Origin of the sequence: Pedobacter sp. Leaf41, from assembly GCF_001422545.1 — a bacterium.
Classification (GTDB): Bacteria; Bacteroidota; Bacteroidia; order Sphingobacteriales; family Sphingobacteriaceae; genus Pedobacter.
In genome coordinates, this window is sequence record NZ_LMLE01000001.1 from 995,800 (window position 1) to 1,013,508 (window position 17,709).

Below are 17,709 nucleotides of genomic sequence, written 5' to 3' on the forward strand. Positions count from 1 at the left end.
TTTAAATAATCAACTTCGCGTTTACAATAGAAACTGGTGGTTGGTAAGTGGCATTATCATTAGTTAACTTTAAAATGCCTTTAACCCTAATGGGTTTATCAGTAAATGCTATAGCATTTTCCATTTCTATCATCACCATTATAGGAACACCGTTCTGTCCACAAAAATAACATTGATTTATGGGTAAAGTTGCCAATAAAAATTTTTGATGCTTTTGGCTATTTTTTATCGGAATTATATATCCTTGCAAATCAAACATTTTATTCTTAAATCTGGTGATGTTTTCAACATAAATAGGCAATAACTCATTTTTCTCCGTTAGTTCGAATTTCACCGATCCAATTACATCCCAATTCAATGATCTTAATTGATCTTTGCTGTTATGGTTTTTAGTTTGGGCCGATGCTATATGAACCCCCAGAAGCATTAAAATTATTAATCCATTTCTCATTTTACCAGTTTTGCACCCAACAAAAAGAATTCTGATCGATTATCACCAGAGTTATTGATCACAAATTTACCTTGTATTTTGATGGATTTCTCGGTAAATGGGAGTGGGGCGGTCATTTTAACCTCTATCATTGATGGAATATCGCCCGTTCCACAAAAGGGGCATGACTCTATCGGAACGATAGATAAAAGAAATTCTGAAAACTTAGATCCCACTTTGGTTGGATAGATATAACCGGGCAATTCTATGATTTTGTTGTTGAGTGCCATCAGTTCTGGCGGAAAGATACTTGCCCATTTTAATGGTTCAACCTGCTTTTCATATCTCATCCCAATTAAATTCCAATTTTTGGTACGCATATCTTTATGCACTTTCACCTGTGCATTTAACTCAAGCGCCGCAATAAATAAGAGGGTGATGATTACTATTTTTTTCATTATTTCTCTTTTGAAAGTGTTTGAGCGATATCAACTCGATATATTTGGATGGCTGGCAAAATAGAGGCCACCACGCCTATAACTAAACCGGCAATAATGAGGTAAAGTTCGTCAGTTACAAAGTATAATCCTGTTAATCTGGCTTGCGATGATTCTTGATAATGAGCGATCATGTGTAATGCTAAGTGTCCGATGAACAATCCTAAAATGGCGCCACTTACCGTAATTAGCAAACCTTCCAGCATCACCAAGAAAAATAATTTTGCTTTAGAAGCACCCAAAGAACGCATAACTGCCAGGTCGTATTTTTTCTCTTTCATTGCGTTGTATAAACTGATAAAAACGCTCAAGGCTGATATTGCCATGATCAATAAAGCGAACCATTTTAAAGTCTCTATCCCCACACCAATTAGCGAAAACAATCTTGCGCTTTCCATCGCCGGTGATGCAGCCTGCATATTGGTGCTTTGGTTTACCATTCTTGGAAAAATGACAACCGACATCGGCGACCTGTATTGAATAAGGATGGAGGTGATTTCCTTGTTGCTAATTTCTGCTTCTTTTTGCGCTTCGTGCTCATCATGATCAGGTTCATGCATTTTATAGACACTACCAATATTGGTTAATATCAAGTTATCCGTAATGTTTCCCTGCGCTTGCAAAATTCCTGTCACGGTGTATGCATGGTGTTTGTGTTCGTCGCTCGCATCACTTAAACCATGTGCGCCGAAAAATTTATCTCCCACTTTTAAATGCGCTTCTGCCGCCACACCGCTACCGATTGTTGCTTCTAGATCTCTCGACCAAAACTTTCCTGCAACCAATTTTAAACCATACAAACTAACAAATCCCGAATCTGTACCCACAATTCTATGTCCTTGAAAGTTATCTCCCAAAGCCAAAGGAACTGCTCGTTTAACCATTGGGTTTTGCATCAGTTCGGTTGCATCTTTTAACGGAATATTGCCGGTTGGAAAATCGATATGGTAAATGCTACTTAAAATTAATTGAAGCGGACTTCCTTTAGCGCCAACGACTAAATCGATGTCTTTCGCATTTTGTTCCAGCTTATCTCCAATTTGTGTAGATGCCAAAAAAAGGATAGTTAAAATGGCTACACCAAATGCCACCAATATAATATTTAGAAACGTGGTGAGCTTATTCCTTAATAGGTTTTTTGTACTTAGCCTTAGTATGTTCATTACAATAAATATTCCTTGTTAAGTTTATCTTTTACTCTTCTATCGTGTGTGGCAATAACCAGCGAAGCGTGATTTTCGGCAGCCTGTTGAGTCAAAATTTTAAGTACATTATCAGCATTTTCATCATCTAAACTAGATGTTGGTTCATCAGCAATCAACAAAGCGGGTTTGTTTACTAATGCCCGTGCGATAGAAACTCTTTGTAGTTGGCCTTGACTTAATTCTTCAGGATAGTTTTTTGTTTTATCTTCTAAGCCTAACGAAGAAAGCAGATCCATTACTCTTGATTGATTAATTTTTACTCCCGCCAAAGAGGAAGCCAAAGCCACATTATCGAATATATTTAGACTTTTAATTAAGTGAGGTTTTTGAAATATAATGCCGATATTTTGTCCTCTGAAACGATCCATTTCTTTTTGAGATAAGCTGTAGAGATCGGTTTCGTTTAAGTTTACTTTGCCATTTTGTGGTTTCAGTAAACCTGAAATGATGTTTAACAAAGTGCTTTTCCCACTTCCCGATGCACCTAATAACAACCACTGTTCTTGATTAAGTATTTCCCAATCTGGAAATTTTAAAGTAGGGCCGTTATGGTAGTTATGGGTTAGCGATTGAATACTGATCATATTTATTTCGATTTTTTTATTACCTGAATGTTTTTAATTGCGTAGCGGCGATAAAGTTCTTGTGCATTATCGGTGCCGTGCTTGCAAGCAGGGTTTAGGGTGCAAATGAAAGAAAGTGCAGCAACAAAAAGTAGTTTTATTTTTCTTTCCATGGTACAAATATATATTCCTTTTCTAGTAGGTAAATTGTTTAAATAGGATAGTTACAATATAGTTAATGGTTTTATTGATGGATGTGCTTACAGCTTTTTGTTAATTTTAAATTGAAGAAATGTGCTCCAGCAATTGTAAATCCGCCAAGCGGAATTAAAATGGGTTCTAATGTTTCGATGCCTGAAAAATGCCCCAAAAGTATGGCGCCAAAACCGAGTGCTAAAATTAATATCGGATAGAAGTTGTAATGAATTTTTCGATATGATTTACTTAAAGCCCATACGCCAATAAATAGTGAAAGAAGAATCATCGAAATTTCTAATGCTGGAGTGGCTAAAAACTCTAATCCCCACAAAGGTAGAAGCGTAAATACAAAAGGGAGAATCGCACAATGAACAGCGCAGACAGTAGAAGCAGTTATACCCAGTTTATCAAGATTTATCGTTTTAAAATTTTTCATCAGCATAAGTTTACCAGTCAAATATAAAAGCAATTATGTTGCATTTGCTATTATTTGCAACGAAATTGCATTTTCATGATAATTGCTTTAACGTTCGTTTGCCAAAATTTATTATTTGATATATTTAAAAATAAATTTAGATTTGCCTAAAAATATATTTAGATAATATCATTCCATGAAAATAGCCATACTACTTATTTTAATTGCTTGCACATTTTCCAATAGCTATTCCCAAAATGTAATCACAGGTAAGGTTTCATCAAAAGGAAAAGTACAGGAGAATATTAATGTTAAAATTGTTGGAACCAATAAATCCACAAAAACCGATCAAGCGGGTTGGTATCAAATTAGCAATGTTCAAAGTGGTCCAGTTGAATTGCAGTTTTCGGGGGTTAATTATCAAGCTAAGCGGATAAAAGCCCAAGTACTAAATGATACACTGCATTTAAATGTAGAAATATCGGAGACTGAATCGAACCTCAGCGATGTGGTGATAACGGGTGTAAACCGAGCAACATCGTTAAGAAAAAGCCCGGTGCCGATTGCGGTCTTGTCTAAAAAAACAATGGATCAGAATGTAAATACAAACCTAATCGAAGCGATTGTAAAGGGTGTTCCGGGTGTAACCGCGGTTACTACGGGGCCAAATGTATCTAAACCCTTTATACGCGGACTTGGCTACAACCGGGTATTAACTTTATACGATGGCTTGCGTCAGGAAGGCCAGCAATGGGGTGATGAACATGGAATTGAGGTTGATGAATATGGAATCGTGAGGGCTGAAGTGGTGAAAGGTCCGGCGAGTTTAACATATGGATCTGATGCTTTGGCAGGGGTAATTAACATGATTCCTTATACGCCAAATTTCGAAGATGGCAAGTTGAAAGGTGATTTTACCACTAACTTTCAAAGCAATAATGGAATGTTTGGTTCGTCACTGGGTTTAGCTTACATCAAAAATGACTGGAAATATACTTTGCGTGCTACAGGTAAGGCGACCCATAATTATTACAACAAGGTTGATGGGTATGTTTATGGAACTGCATTTAGAGAATATAATCTTTCAGCAAGTGCGAGAGTAGATAAAGACTGGGGTTATTCTAAAACGGCTATTACTTACTACGATAACCTTATGGAGATTCCGGATGGGAGCAGAGATTCTACCACTCGTAGCTTTACGAGGCAAATTTTTGATGATGGAGACGATATTAAAAACAGACCTATCGTATCTTCAGATGACTTAAAGACCTACACTATAAATCCTTTACATCAGCATATTCAGCATTTCCGTTTTTATAACGCCAGTCAATTTAAGTTTGCAAATAGTGATTTAAACATATTAGTTGGTGGACAGCAAAGTGTAAGAAGAGAATATAATCATCCAACGATCCCGGATCAAGCTGGACTATATGTGGTTTTGAACACTTTGAACTATGATATAAAATACAACCTCCCGGATTTTGGCGGAATTGAAAGTACTTTAGGTATCAATGGGATGTACCAAACTAATCGCAGTAAAGATGCTACAGATTTCCCTATTCCAGATTATGACTTGTTTGATATCGGAACATTTTATTTCGCTAAAAAGTCTTTTGGGAAATTGGATATTTCAGGTGGCGTGAGGCTTGATAGGAGAAATATTAATTGGAGTGATTTCTATGTCGGAACGAATGTTTTAACTGGTTTTGGGCAAAAATCTGATGTGAATGATGCTAGCGCTAATTTGCAGTTCCCATCATTTAATAAGAATTATTATGGCTTTTCTGGGAGTTTAGGATTAACCTATAATCTATCAGATAAATTTTTAATCAAGGCAAATTTAGCAAGAGGATATAGAGCGCCCAATATTACTGAAATTGGTTCAAATGGTTTAGATCCTGGCGCACACATTGTTTATTTGGGAAACAGAACTTTTAAGCCAGAGTTTAATCTTCAGCAGGATATTGGCATTAGTGCCTATTTAAAAGATGTAGATATTAGCATGGAACTATTCAACAACAACATTCAAAACTACATCTATCAATCGCGTTTAACGGATGATAATGGAAATGCAGTGGTTATTGTTCCCGGGAATTTAACTTATCAATATCAGCAATCGAAAGCCCGTTTGTATGGTGCTGAGTTAGCTATAAACATACACCCATCAACATTAAAATGGTTTGCCTTTAACAATAGTGTTGCTTATGTAGTAGGCTTAAATAAAAATGAAACTTTATTGAATTTACATGGGAAAGCAGCAAAATATTTACCATTTATCCCACCATTGCAAATCAGATCTGAAATAAAATTGACAGCACAAAAGAATATCGGTTTTTTGGATAAACCATATTTTAAAATTGATGCAGCAATATTTACAGAACAAAATAAGTTTTATGCACTTGATGATACTGAGACTTTTACGAAAGGATATACTTTAATTAATGCTGGCATTGGTTCCTCTATAAAAGCTAAGTCAGGGAGAACAGTATTGGATATTTTTATTCAGGCGGATAATGTTTTCAATATTGCCTACCAATCGCACTTAAATCGGTTAAAATATTTCGAGTATTATGAATCATCACCCAATGGCCGCTCTGGAATTTATAATATGGGCAGAAATATGAGCATTAAAGTGATTGTGCCTTTTTGAGGATCGGAAAATGACGAATAGGAAATGGGTAATGGAAAATGTAATATTGATCATGTAGGAATGACGTTCTTAAATATTTGTGGAGAGAGAAAAAAATGGGCTTTCCATCTTAAACATCGCTTTTCCATTGCTATATTTACTTCATCCATCTTGGCTTGATATAACCTACATAAACATGGAACCATCAGTAAGTGAGCAACGATTAAATTTTCTAAGACAATCTATTGGCAAGGTGATCTCTAATTCACCATCGAATTTTATGAATTGGTTGGCGCCGGTTTTAATCAAAGCTGAAAATGGTATTCTGGTATGCCAATATACCATTCGTAAGGAGATGACTAATCCTTACCAAATTTTGCATGGCGGCGTTACCGCTGGAATTATTGATGATTTAATTGGTGCAACAGTTTACACTATGGGTTTAAATGATCGTTACACTACCGTAAATAATTATATCGATTACTTTGCCCCTGCGAAAGAAGGAGACGAGGTTGTTGCCGAAACATCAATTGTGAAGCGAGGAAAAACAATTTTAAATCTTCAGTGTGAGATATATTTACCATCAAAAAAACGTTTAATAGCCAAAGGATATTCGAACATGTTAAACATAGGTTAACACTTTCTTCGAAGCTTTAAAATTATTTGTTAATTCCTTTAAATTAGCGAAACATTCTCATTAATACATTGTTGTAACTTAACCAAAAATATAATGAGCCATGTTAGAAAATTATTCCACCCTGCAATTCATTGTTAGAGGCAAGATTTTTAAAGGATTTTGCATGCGTATTCAAGATGATTTTCATGAAACTTATGCCGTTGTTTTAGATGGCTACCATTCTTTTTGTATCTGGTTAGATAATAAAAATGAGAAGTGGTGTGCATCTAAAAATGTGGCTATCGATCCAGATGCGATCGATGAAATCATCAACAGGATATCGCCTCGTCCGCAAGTCTCTTAACAATCCATCAGAATAATGCTCAAAAAAAATCCCTGCTTAAGTAGTTTCTAAAGCAGGGATTTTTTATGTCTGACATTTTCTATCCAAAGAATAAATAAGCCAGGCCAATTGCGGTACAAACACCCACCAAATCTGCCAATAACATTGCGCCAACGGCGTAGCGTGTATTTTTGATGCTTACTGACCCAAAATAAACGGCAATGACATAAAAGGTTGTATCAGAAGCACCTTGGAATATACCAGATAACTTACTTGGAAATGAATCGGCACCATAAGCCGTCATCGTATCCACCATCATTCCTCTGGCGGCACCTCCACTTAGCGGCCGAATCAAAGCAGTTGGCAGCGCCTCTACAAAACGAGTATCGGCACCGAGCATTACAAATAAATTTTTAATACCCATAATTACCACATCAAATGTTCCACTGGTACGCAACATACTGATTGCGACCAACATGCCAACGAGATAAGGGATAATTTTTACTGCAGTTTCGAATCCATTCTTTGCGCCATCAATGAACGCATCAAAAACATCGATTTTTTTATACAAGCCACCCAGCACAATTACTAAGAAAACAAATAGAATTAATCCGTTGCTTAATAAGCCCGAAAATGATTTAATACCATCAGCATTCAATGAAGTTACATATAAAACAAGCAATGCAATTATCAAAGATATGCTTAAAACCCAACCAATAATTACAGGCTGTAGTAAGTTGATCTTTTGCTTAAAAGAAACGATTAGCATGGCTGCCATCGTTCCAACAAAAGTTACAATTAAGCATGGGATAAAAACGTCGGTAGGATCAGAAGCATTTTGCGAAGCACGTATAGCAATTACACTCACCGGAATTAAACTTAAACCCGCTGCATGAAGGCACAAGAACATAATTTGAGCATTTGATGCAGTGTCTTTACTCGGGTTTAATTCTTGCAAACTTTCCATCGCTTTTAAGCCAAATGGGGTTGCAGCATTGTCTAATCCCAATAAATTTGCAGAAAAATTCATGATCATGTGCCCCATTGAAGGGTGACCTTTAGGGATCTCCGGGAAAAGTTTTGAGAAGAAAGGACCTACAATTCTTGATAATAAGCGAATTCCGCCAGCACGTTCAGCAATGCTCATAAAGCCCATAAATAAGGCCAAAATTCCAATTAATTTAAGGCACAACTCTACTGATGTCCAGCAGGTTTCGATGATGCCATTAACTTTTGTGAGGTTGGTTGGATCATCTGCTTTACCAATCACCATCCAACTAAAAATTTCAGTTTGTCCGAAAAAGAAGCACTTTACTGCGGCTACTAAAATTGCGATAACAATAAATCCAGACCAAATTCTACTTAATGCCATTAGGGTTGTTTAGTTTTTTAACCGGTGTAAAATAGGGGTTTTAGTTTGTAAATCCATGGCTAAGTCCAAAGTCTGTAGTCGTAAATATTCAGTCTTAAGTTTACAAATTATAAAATCAAAAAAGTCCATAGTTCCTAGTATAAAACTAAAGACTATGGACTTCAGACTTTGAACTCTGTACTAACTAAGGTTTATCATCTGTTAATTCAAAACCCCATGTTTTTCCTTTTTCAGTTGCCGGGATTCCACTAGTCATCCAGGCAGGCGCTTTTGCACCTTTTAAATAGTAGTCGAAAAACTGTTGTTCACGAATTTGGATATCTTTACGATTTTGGCGTTGAACTAAATTATGTGCTTCTCCATTATAGTTTAACATCCAAACTGGTTTGCCCAATCGCCGTAAGCCAGTAAACATTTCTATTCCCTGGTACCACGGCACCGCTCCATCGGCATCATTGGCCATTACCACCACTGGTGTATTTACCTTTGGAAACATAAATAGAGGGGAATTTTCGGTATATAATTCTGGCTTTTCCCAAAGGGTGGCACCAATTCTACTTTGTGTTTTTTCATATTGAAACTGACGGTTCATTCCGCTTTCCCAACGGATACCCCCGTAAGCGGAGGTCATGTTTACCACTGGTGCTCCTGCCCAAGCTGCTGCATACATATCATTTTGAGTAATTAAATAGGCTACCTGATAGCCACCCCAGCTTTGTCCTTGAATACCAATTTTTGTTCCATCTACCCAACTGTTTTTCTTTAAACTCTCTACGCCCGAGTTGATAAATTCAACTGCCGATTGACCTGGATGACCAGTTTCGTAACTAATATCCGGAGCGAAAACCAAATACCCATTACTCACGAAGAAAGAAATGTTTAATCGGGAAGGGGTAGGCGCTGGAGCTTGATAAGTGTACAATCCATCAGAAAGCTTTTCGTAGAAATAAGCAATCATTGGATATTTTTTATTCGGATCAAAGTTCTCTGGTTTGTACAAAATTCCCTCGGCTTTATATCCTTTTGGTGTAGTCCATTTAACCAACTCTGCCGTACCCCAATTGTAATTTTGCTGTTGAGGATTGGTATTGCTTAACTTTGTTTCTGTTTTAAAATCATTCGTAACATAAACATTTGGCGATTCTGTGTAGTTTGCTTTGTCATAAATATAAACATCCGCATCTTTGGCTTTGACTAAATTTGAGTATTTATATTTTGCCATAACCACCAATTCTGGTGCTTTTGCCGAACCTACATTTGTTCTGTAGAATCCATTTTCTTTAGTCACGTTGTTAAATCCATCTAACCAAACCAATTCGTTTGCTTTAACAAATTTATTATCCACCATGCGATTGAATGGGTTGTTATCTTGTTCAACGCGTTCATAACGGAAGGTGATTTTATTTGCTCTACCGAAACCAGCAGTAATGTTCTTAGCAGGCGATTTTCCATCTGGAGAAAACGACCAAATGTCATATCGATCATTTAATAAAACTGCTTTGTCGCCTTCTGTCCAGGTGGCAACTCCGTAGGATGATGGAAGATCTGGAACATCGTTGTCCTCATCAACAAATTTTACATTTAAGCTTTCTGTTAAGGCTACAATTTTGCCTGTTGCTACAGCGTAAGTGTACCAATTACCGTTTTTTCTATCGAAATACAAAATGTAATTGCCACCCGGAGAAGCCATTGCGTAGCCATTTAATTCGCTGATGATCTTTTTGCGCTGGCCATTTTTAGTATCAACTAAATAATAATCTTTCGATGTTGCACCACTCCATTGCGATTCGATCCTACGCCCGAAATCTGTAGACGCCAAAACGAAATTTGCATCGCCTTCTGCAACCATGTTAGCGTCAGGTAAACTCAAATCTGTTAATGGGATTGCTTTTGGGTCGCTGCTATAAACGTCGATAACTGATAGATAACTTTTTTTGCTATCGCGATCCGCATTTTTCAATTGCATTGGCTGCAAGTAATCGTCCTTGTAATTCCATACGTCAACTTTAGCTACTTCAAAATCTACGATAGTCGTATCTTTTGGCTTTTTAATAGGAGAGATGCCAAAAAATAGTTTCTTACCATCTTTACTAAATGTCACCCTGCCATCACCATTAACCGACCATTTTGCAGGTAAACCTGGCATGTCATAGTCTACAATGGTTTGTGCGGTATCTAATGTTAAAGAGTTGTAATAAACATTATAATTTTTAATCTCCTTTTTCTCTGGATCCTGCTCGCCGACAAACGCCAAGTGCTCACTTTCGTCATCGAACGCAAAATTTTTAAAGCTGCCTTTTCCCTTGATTAGGGTTTTAAGGGTTCCTTTTTCGGTATTTAACAAGAATACGCCTTGTGGAGCTGTTTTATCTTTTTTAGAACCGCTGCAAGCAAAAACCAATTGTTTTCCATCTTTACTAAAAGAATAATCGGTAACATATTTATAGGTTTTATCGATTCCTGTTAATAAATTTTTAACAATAAGATCTGTTCCTTCCTCTGTTTTTCCTTTACCAGCTGGCTCATCATCAGCAAAATCCATCTCCGCATCTTTCTTCTCAACGGGCTTAGCTGGTGTTTTTTTAGCAGTATCTGGTTTTTCAGTTAAGTAAGCCATAAAGCCATTGCCTTCCTCAGGAAATTTAAACGATTTTACACGAGGTACTTTGGTAATTGCATTTGTAGTCAGGTTTGCAATACCTAAAGAATCCTTGGGTGTTTCGTCAGGTTTTCTTTTCTTTATTTTTGCCTGGCGTAAATCTTTATTTAATGGACGGATATTGAAAACAGCAAATTTAGAGTCGTTGCTAAATTGTGAATTCATTCCCCGAGGGACATTTATTTTAGCGTTGGTTTTGATATTGGTAATATAAAGTTGCGCATCGCCCTCTTGCTGTAACACACTATACATTGCCCAAGTACCGTTGTTTGATAATTGCTTGGTGCCTATTGACTCCCATTTATCATAAACACTATGATCTAATGGTTTTTTCTGAGCACAGGCAATGCCGACAACGAAAAACAGAATAATAGTTAGTCTTTTTTGCATTTTTTGAAATGAATAAATTTGTTGGTGGTGATTTAATCTCCTAAAATTGGAAATTTTTAGATCATTTGGAAACTTGTACGCCAAATATTACATTGTAAAAATGTTTCGGTGGCATCTATTTGGCCAGTAAATCAATGAGAAATGATTTTAGCGAATTTTCAATGGTGATGATGAAGATGTGTATTCGCTACAATTTCGAACAAAATCTGTTTTTACAACTCCTGTGCTAAGTTGACTAGAAATCCCTTTAATTTTTCTAATGAATCAATAATTCTTTGATTCTCTTTAACATCGCCCTTATTATTTTTTAAATGCTCTTTTGCTCCCTTTAAAGTGAAACCTTTTTCATCAACAAGGTTGAAAATAATCTTTAGGTTTTCAATATCTTCAGGAGTAAATAATCGGTTGCCTTTTTTGTTTTTTTTGGGTTGAAGAATGTCGAATTCCTTTTCGTAAAAACGGATTTGTGAAGCGTTCACATTAAACATTTCAGTCACTTCACCCATGGTATAATACATTTTATTAATCTCTCTTTCTTTATAGGGCATAAATTGTGCTTGATTATTAGGGTATTACAACGATTAATTAAAGTATTCAAATGTAGTGCGATTTTTCCTTATTAACGCAATAAAATTTTAATTTTGTTCCTCCAATCCTAAAGTAATGACAGCTAAAGAAATTAGACAAGCCTTCCTAAATTTTTTCGAACAGAAACAACATCATATCGTTCCATCGGCGCCAATTGTTGTGAAAAACGACCCAACGTTGATGTTTACCAATGCCGGAATGAATCAATTTAAAGATTTGTTTTTGGGTGAGGCTGCTATTAAATATTCGAGAGTTGCTGATACTCAACGCTGTTTGCGTGTATCTGGAAAACACAACGATTTGGAAGAAGTGGGTATTGATACTTATCACCATACCATGTTCGAAATGTTAGGCAACTGGAGTTTTGGCGACTATTTTAAGAAAGATGCAATTGCGTGGAGCTGGGAGTTATTGACTGAAGTTTACAAAATTCCGAAAGAGAAATTATACGTTACTTATTTTGAGGGTGATGAAAAGGAGGGGTTAGAGAAAGACCAGGAAGCTTATGACCTTTGGAAGCAATATGTTGATGAAAGCCATATTTTACCGGGAAATAAAAAAGATAATTTCTGGGAAATGGGCGATACCGGTCCTTGTGGCCCTTGTTCTGAAATCCACGTAGACTGCCGTACCGATGAGGAAAAAGCTTTAGTTGATGGTGCCACATTGGTAAATGCCGATCATCCGCAGGTAATCGAAATATGGAATAATGTATTTATGCAATTCAACCGTTTAAAAGATGGTTCGTTGCAAAGCTTACCGGCCAAACACGTTGATACCGGAATGGGTTTCGAGCGTTTGGTACGGGTGTTACAGGAGAAAACTTCAAATTACGACACTGATGTTTTCCAACCGATGATTCAGTTTATTGCTGATAAATCGGAGATTAAATATGGTGCTGACGAAAAAACTGACATTGCTATGCGTGTAATGGCCGATCACATTCGTGCCATCTCGTTTGTAATTGCAGATGGACAGTTGCCATCAAATAACAAAGCAGGTTATGTTATTCGCAGAATTTTACGCCGTGCTGTGCGTTATGCCTATACTTTCTTAAACTTTAAAGAGCCATTTTTAAATCAGCTGGTTCCCCTATTGGCCGAACAGTTTAAAGGTGTTTTCGATGAATTGATTTCACAACAGGATTTCGTTCAGAAGGTTGTGCTGGAAGAAGAGATTTCTTTCTTGAGGACTTTATCCACTGGTATTCAGCGTTTTGAAAGATATCAGGCAGCCAATAATTTAGTGGAAGGAAATTTCGCTTTCGAATTATCTGATACATTCGGCTTTCCTATCGATTTAACAGAGTTAATGGCGAGGGAAAAAGGTTGGAGTATTGATTTAGCTGGATATGAGCAAGCGCTTCAAAAACAAAAAGATGATAGTCGTGCTGCTACTGCAATCGATACAAGCGATTGGATTATTGTAAATGCAGATGACCAGAGCGAGTTTGTGGGTTACGATGATTTAGAAATTGAAACCGAGATTTTAAAATACCGTAAAGTTAAAGCTAAAGGAAAAGAGCAATATCAAATTGTTTTGCGCCAGACGCCTTTCTATGCCGAAAGTGGTGGTCAGGTGGGAGATACTGGTCGTTTAGAAGATCATAGTCGCCAGTTTTGGGTTGATATCACGGATACTAAAAAAGAAAATGGCTTAACGGTACACTTTACAGATTTGCTTCCTGACAACCTGGAAGGTAAATTTTGGGCAGTTGTTGATGAAGATAAACGCATTCTTACGGAGGATAATCATTCGGCTACACATTTGTTGCATGCTGCTTTAAAGCAAGTTTTAGGTAAACATGTTAATCAAAAAGGTTCCTTGGTGAATCCTGATTACCTACGTTTTGATTTTTCTCATTTCGCTAAAGTAACCGATGAAGAATTGGCTCAAATTGAGGTAATTGTGAATCAGAAGATCAGACAAAATATTAAATTAAAAGAGCAGCGAAATGTGCCTTATCAAGATGCGATTGAAAGTGGTGTAACTGCGTTGTTCGGTGAAAAATACGGCGATTTCGTCCGTATGATTACCTTCGATGACCATTTCTCGAAAGAGCTTTGCGGTGGCACACACGTAAAGGCAACAGGTCAAATCGGTTCTTTCAAAATCATTTCTGAAAGTGCTGTTGCGGCTGGAGTACGAAGAATTGAGGCAATTACTGCAGATAAAGCAGAACAGTATTTCCTTGATCAACGTAAAGAACTTGGCCACTTGAAAGCATTGCTAAACGGCTCTAAAGACTTATCTGCATCGGTTCAAGCTTTACTTGATGAAAATGCAAGGCTTAAAAAAGAGATCGAAAAATCTACTTTAGAACGTGTGGGCGCTTTGAAACACGAAATTGTTCATCACGTCCGTGGAATAAATGGCGTTAACTTAATTGCAAAACACATCGACCTACAAAGTGCCGATGCCATAAAAAACCTTGCTTTTTCGTTGAAAGATATGATTGATAATCTGTTTTTAGTTTTCACTACAGAAATTGAAGGAAAACCTGGAATAACGGTAATGCTATCAGATGATTTGGTGAAAAAAGGAATGAATGCTTCCAATATAGTGCGGGAGCTGGGTAAAGAAATTCAAGGTGGAGGCGGTGGCCAGCCATTTTATGCCACTGCCGGAGGTAAAAATTCTGCTGGTTTAACAGTGGTTTTAGAAAAAGCTGAAGGATTTATCGCAGGATAGATCGTTTTGATATTTGTTAATAGAGCGGAGAAATCTTAGAATTTGGTTACAAGTTCTAAAGATTTCTCCATTTTTTTGAAAGCCCAATTTTTAATGGGGAAGCCTAAGATTGTAAAAAATCTATATTCCTTTTCAGGCCAACAAGTTTGGTGCGTTTAACAGCCGACCCTTTAAAAACCTTTTTAAAAACTTCATCGGTTATTTCGATAAGATCTTCTTTTGTTAAATCCAACAAGCCGTTTTCAGGTTCGAAAGCGGGTTCGTTGTGTACTTTCGAAAACCGGTTCCAGGGGCAAACGTCCTGGCAAATATCACATCCAAATGCCCAATTGCTCATTTTATCCTTAAACTCAGTAGGGATTTCATTTTTCAACTCTATAGTGAGGTAGGAAATACATTTAGTTCCGTCTACCACTTGCGGAGCAATAATCGCATCAGTAGGGCAAGCATCTAAGCAACGGGTGCAGGTGCCACAATGATCGGTTTGGAAAGCATGATCATAGTCCAACTCTAAATCGACGATCAACTCTGCCAAAAAGAAAAAAGACCCTTCTTTTTTGCTGATTAAATTTGAGTTTTTACCAATCCATCCAATACCTGATTTTTTTGCCCAGGCTCGGTCTAAAACCGGAGCTGAATCTACGAAAGCTCTTCCTGAAACCTCTCCAATATGTTCCTGAATAAATTGCAAAAGTGATTTTAATTTATCTTTTATAACATGATGGTAATCTTGCCCATAGGCATATTTTGAAATTTTTGGCGCCTCCGGATCTACCTGTTTTTCATCAGTATAATAATTTAACGATAAAGAGATTACTGACTTTGCATCATCAACCAGCCGGCGGGGATCAAGACGTTTATCGAAATAGTTTTCCATATATTTCATTTCGCCGTGATGGTTTTGAGCTAACCATTTTTCCAGTCTGGGTGCTTCTTCTTCTAAAAATTCTGCCTTTGAAATGCCGCAAGACAAAAAACCCAAACGAAGGGCTTCATCTTTAATTTGTTGGCTATATTTTGCAGTATTACTAAACACGAAATACAAAGATAAGGCTTAGGAAGCAAAACCTTTTTAACAATCACTTGTTCTATTTACAGAAAACTAAATTAATTAATTGCAGTTCTTCAAAATTCGATGAATTGGATTAAAAAGAACTTAACTCACAACATAAATGGAAAACATAGATCCAAAACATACGGAATCGGGAGAAGCTCCTAAACCGATAGAACAAGATTACGAAAATCATAAAGAAGATCCAGGACCAGCACAACCTGCGGTTACAGAGCGTGATGAAAATGGGGCTGGTTCTGTTTTAAAATGGATCATCCCGATAGCAGTTATTATCGGATTGATAGTATGGTTTGCAATGAAAAAGTAATTAGCTTTAGATTATAATTGAACGCCGGTTGTTGATGCGACCGGCGTTTTTTTGTTTAAATAACTTCTGGTTTAGGTAACTAGCCCCGACTGGAAGAGATATCCCGATTCATCAAACGATTAATGAGCACCTAAAAATGGGGATTTAGCAAAAGGCAGGAACAAATTTTATGACCTGCATAAATCTGCGCTTCAAAAACTATTTGAGCAGTTTTACTTGATACAAATCATTGCGTCTATCTTTTAACACTTTAACTGTTCCATAATGGTGCAATTCGTCAAGAAGATGCAAATCTACATCGACTACCAACACCATTTCTGTGTTTGGAGTGGCCTCGGCCTTAACTGCATTGGTGGGAAAAGCAAAATCAGAAGGAGTAAAAACGGCAGATTGTGCAAATTGGATATCCATATTGTTCACCTTTGGTAAATTGCCGACGCAGCCCGCAATGGCAACATAGCATTCATTTTCTATTGCTCTTGCCTGTGCACAATGACGTACCCGTGTATAGCCATTTTGTGTATCGGTTAAGAAAGGTACAAACAAAATCTGCATGCCTTGATCTGCATAAATGCGGCTTAACTCAGGAAATTCTACATCATAACAAATCAAAATGCCGATTTTACCACAGTCGGTATCAAATACCTGCACCTTGTCGCCACCAATCATTCCATAATATTTTTGTTCGTTAGGGGTGATGTGAATCTTTCTATATTCATCGATTTTTCCTGTTCTATGGCATAAATAAGTTGCATTATAAAGTTTTCCTCCGTCAAGTAAGGGCATGCTTCCGGTAATAATATTCACATTGTAGCTTAGTGCATACTCATGCATTCTGTCCACAATCTCTTGAGTTTTCTCTGCCAGTTTGCGCATGGCTTCAATTTCTGGAAGATGGTTGTAGGGCTGCAACAATGGAGTATTAAACAGCTCCGGGAACATAATGAAATCGGATTTGTAACCACTTAACGCATCGACAAAAAATTCCACTTGCTCATAAAAAACGTCCATATCTGGAAACAAACGCATTTCCCACTGCACCAAACCTAGGCGAATGGTCATTGCTGAACGGGCGGAAGCATCGATACCCTGATAATATATGTTGTTCCACTCAATTAACGTTGCATATTCTTTCGATTCCTTATCGCCGGGAAGATAATTTTTCAATACTTTTCTAACGTGAAAATCATTAGAGATTTGAAAGGTTAGGGTAGGATCATAGATTTCCTTAGCCTTCACTTTGTCAATGTATTGCCTCGGCGTTAAAGTTTCTGAATAGGTATGGTAACCAGGAATTCTTCCACCAGCGATAATGCTTTTTAAATTCAAACTTTCGCAAAGTTCTTTACGTGCTTCATAAAGTCTGCGTCCTAATCTTAAGCCTCTAAATTCAGGATGAACAAATATTTCAATTCCATATAGTGTGTCACCATTAGGATCATGAGTACTAAATGAGTAATCTCCGGTAATTAGTTTGTAAGTATGTCTGTCGCCATATTCGTCGTATTCTACAATGATTGAAAGTGAACATGCTACTACTTTATCATCAACAGCAATACAAAGCTGTCCTTCGGGAAAAATACTGATGAGTTTAGCAATGCTTGATTTTGGCCAGATTGAACCTCCCATACTATCATAAGCTTGTAACATTGATTCTTTTAAATCGGCATAATCTTCAAGCGTTAGCTTACGTAATTCGATATTCATAATTTGTTGGTTTTATAGATAAGGAAC

Annotated in this window: 16 protein-coding genes; 5 read left to right on the top strand and 11 right to left on the bottom strand. The window is 37.0% G+C overall.

Translation table 11 applies throughout. The annotated features are described in order from the left end of the window. Position 1: 1 nt before the first annotated feature. From ASE92_RS04235 to ASE92_RS04255, 6 genes are all read right to left on the bottom strand, one after another. On the bottom strand, positions 2–451 hold the full coding sequence (locus ASE92_RS04235) for a hypothetical protein (RefSeq protein ID WP_235527278.1): 450 nt from the start codon (positions 449–451) through the stop codon (positions 2–4). Further along, on the bottom strand, positions 448–888 hold the full coding sequence (locus tag ASE92_RS04240; protein WP_056848816.1) for a hypothetical protein: 441 nt from the start codon (positions 886–888) through the stop codon (positions 448–450). Before ASE92_RS04240 ends, ASE92_RS04235 begins: the two co-directional genes overlap by 4 nt. After that, a complete protein-coding gene (locus tag ASE92_RS04245; RefSeq protein WP_056848817.1) occupies positions 888–2,090 on the bottom strand; it encodes an FtsX-like permease family protein in 1,203 nt (400 codons plus the stop codon). The genes ASE92_RS04240 and ASE92_RS04245 overlap by 1 nt, the downstream gene beginning before the upstream one ends. Next, entirely contained in the window at positions 2,090–2,716 is a 627-nt protein-coding gene (locus ASE92_RS04250; protein WP_056848818.1) for an ABC transporter ATP-binding protein, read from the bottom strand. Before ASE92_RS04250 ends, ASE92_RS04245 begins: the two co-directional genes overlap by 1 nt. A 2-nt stretch (positions 2,717–2,718) precedes the next feature. Further along, positions 2,719–2,868 (bottom strand): hypothetical protein, encoded by a 150-nt coding sequence (locus ASE92_RS21080; protein ID WP_157255628.1) that lies wholly within the window; start codon positions 2,866–2,868, stop codon positions 2,719–2,721. A 71-nt stretch (positions 2,869–2,939) separates the two neighbouring features. Next, positions 2,940–3,329, bottom strand: coding sequence for a MerC domain-containing protein (locus tag ASE92_RS04255; RefSeq protein WP_056848819.1), 390 nt, complete (start codon positions 3,327–3,329; stop codon positions 2,940–2,942). A 175-nt stretch (positions 3,330–3,504) separates the two neighbouring features. Here ASE92_RS04255 and ASE92_RS04260 point away from each other — a divergent pair, with 175 nt between their 5' ends. From ASE92_RS04260 to ASE92_RS04270, 3 genes are all read left to right on the top strand, one after another. Beyond that, positions 3,505–5,958 carry a TonB-dependent receptor domain-containing protein gene (locus ASE92_RS04260; RefSeq protein ID WP_056848820.1) on the top strand — a complete coding sequence of 818 codons (2,454 nt, stop codon included), beginning with the start codon at positions 3,505–3,507 and terminating at the stop codon, positions 5,956–5,958. 175 nt (positions 5,959–6,133) lie between these two features. Then, entirely contained in the window at positions 6,134–6,574 is a 441-nt protein-coding gene (locus ASE92_RS04265) for a PaaI family thioesterase (protein ID WP_056848821.1), read from the top strand. 163 nt (positions 6,575–6,737) lie between these two features. Then, positions 6,738–6,917, top strand: coding sequence for a hypothetical protein (locus tag ASE92_RS04270; protein WP_157255629.1), 180 nt, complete (start codon positions 6,738–6,740; stop codon positions 6,915–6,917). Between the two features lie 79 nt (positions 6,918–6,996). Here ASE92_RS04270 and ASE92_RS04275 read toward each other — a convergent pair whose 3' ends face one another. The 3 genes from ASE92_RS04275 to ASE92_RS04285 form a co-directional block, all read right to left on the bottom strand. Continuing rightward, positions 6,997–8,268 (bottom strand): nucleoside recognition domain-containing protein, encoded by a 1,272-nt coding sequence (locus ASE92_RS04275; protein WP_056848822.1) that lies wholly within the window; start codon positions 8,266–8,268, stop codon positions 6,997–6,999. A 184-nt stretch (positions 8,269–8,452) separates the two neighbouring features. Next, positions 8,453–11,317 carry a prolyl oligopeptidase family serine peptidase gene (locus tag ASE92_RS04280; protein ID WP_056849281.1) on the bottom strand — a complete coding sequence of 955 codons (2,865 nt, stop codon included), beginning with the start codon at positions 11,315–11,317 and terminating at the stop codon, positions 8,453–8,455. Between the two features lie 212 nt (positions 11,318–11,529). After that, the gene (locus ASE92_RS04285) at positions 11,530–11,865 is read right to left on the bottom strand and encodes a MerR family transcriptional regulator (RefSeq protein WP_056848823.1); all 336 of its coding nucleotides are present in this window, start codon (positions 11,863–11,865) and stop codon (positions 11,530–11,532) included. A 115-nt stretch (positions 11,866–11,980) separates the two neighbouring features. Here ASE92_RS04285 and alaS point away from each other — a divergent pair, with 115 nt between their 5' ends. Then, positions 11,981–14,596, top strand: coding sequence for an alanine--tRNA ligase (gene alaS / locus ASE92_RS04290; RefSeq protein ID WP_056848824.1), 2,616 nt, complete (start codon positions 11,981–11,983; stop codon positions 14,594–14,596). Positions 14,597–14,699: 103 nt separating this feature from the next. Here the strand turns inward: alaS and queG are convergent, their stop codons facing one another. Continuing rightward, positions 14,700–15,632: a tRNA epoxyqueuosine(34) reductase QueG gene (gene queG / locus ASE92_RS04295; protein ID WP_056848825.1), complete on the bottom strand. Its 933-nt coding sequence runs from the start codon at positions 15,630–15,632 to the stop codon at positions 14,700–14,702. A gap of 136 nt (positions 15,633–15,768) precedes the next feature. On the opposite strand from queG, the gene ASE92_RS04300 reads away from it, so the two are divergent. Further along, positions 15,769–15,975 carry a hypothetical protein gene (locus ASE92_RS04300; RefSeq protein ID WP_056848826.1) on the top strand — a complete coding sequence of 69 codons (207 nt, stop codon included), beginning with the start codon at positions 15,769–15,771 and terminating at the stop codon, positions 15,973–15,975. A gap of 198 nt (positions 15,976–16,173) precedes the next feature. On the opposite strand, the gene ASE92_RS04305 is transcribed toward ASE92_RS04300, so the two are convergent. After that, positions 16,174–17,682, bottom strand: coding sequence for a carbon-nitrogen hydrolase family protein (locus ASE92_RS04305; RefSeq protein ID WP_056848827.1), 1,509 nt, complete (start codon positions 17,680–17,682; stop codon positions 16,174–16,176). Positions 17,683–17,709 lie beyond the last annotated feature (27 nt).

What these genes read in the sequence shown, in the direction of transcription:
- ASE92_RS04235 (WP_235527278.1), bottom strand. Translation starts at nt 451, where the DNA reads ATGAGAAATGGATTAATAATTTTAATGCTTCTGGGGGTTCATATAGCA.
- ASE92_RS04240 (WP_056848816.1), bottom strand. Translation starts at nt 888, where the DNA reads ATGAAAAAAATAGTAATCATCACCCTCTTATTTATTGCGGCGCTTGAG.
- ASE92_RS04245 (WP_056848817.1), bottom strand. Translation starts at nt 2,090, where the DNA reads ATGAACATACTAAGGCTAAGTACAAAAAACCTATTAAGGAATAAGCTC.
- ASE92_RS04250 (WP_056848818.1), bottom strand. Translation starts at nt 2,716, where the DNA reads ATGATCAGTATTCAATCGCTAACCCATAACTACCATAACGGCCCTACT.
- ASE92_RS21080 (WP_157255628.1), bottom strand. Translation starts at nt 2,868, where the DNA reads ATGGAAAGAAAAATAAAACTACTTTTTGTTGCTGCACTTTCTTTCATT.
- ASE92_RS04255 (WP_056848819.1), bottom strand. Translation starts at nt 3,329, where the DNA reads ATGAAAAATTTTAAAACGATAAATCTTGATAAACTGGGTATAACTGCT.
- ASE92_RS04260 (WP_056848820.1), top strand. Translation starts at nt 3,505, where the DNA reads ATGAAAATAGCCATACTACTTATTTTAATTGCTTGCACATTTTCCAAT.
- ASE92_RS04265 (WP_056848821.1), top strand. Translation starts at nt 6,134, where the DNA reads ATGGAACCATCAGTAAGTGAGCAACGATTAAATTTTCTAAGACAATCT.
- ASE92_RS04270 (WP_157255629.1), top strand. Translation starts at nt 6,738, where the DNA reads ATGCGTATTCAAGATGATTTTCATGAAACTTATGCCGTTGTTTTAGAT.
- ASE92_RS04275 (WP_056848822.1), bottom strand. Translation starts at nt 8,268, where the DNA reads ATGGCATTAAGTAGAATTTGGTCTGGATTTATTGTTATCGCAATTTTA.
- ASE92_RS04280 (WP_056849281.1), bottom strand. Translation starts at nt 11,317, where the DNA reads ATGCAAAAAAGACTAACTATTATTCTGTTTTTCGTTGTCGGCATTGCC.
- ASE92_RS04285 (WP_056848823.1), bottom strand. Translation starts at nt 11,865, where the DNA reads ATGCCCTATAAAGAAAGAGAGATTAATAAAATGTATTATACCATGGGT.
- alaS (WP_056848824.1), top strand. Translation starts at nt 11,981, where the DNA reads ATGACAGCTAAAGAAATTAGACAAGCCTTCCTAAATTTTTTCGAACAG.
- ASE92_RS04300 (WP_056848826.1), top strand. Translation starts at nt 15,769, where the DNA reads ATGGAAAACATAGATCCAAAACATACGGAATCGGGAGAAGCTCCTAAA.
- ASE92_RS04305 (WP_056848827.1), bottom strand. Translation starts at nt 17,682, where the DNA reads ATGAATATCGAATTACGTAAGCTAACGCTTGAAGATTATGCCGATTTA.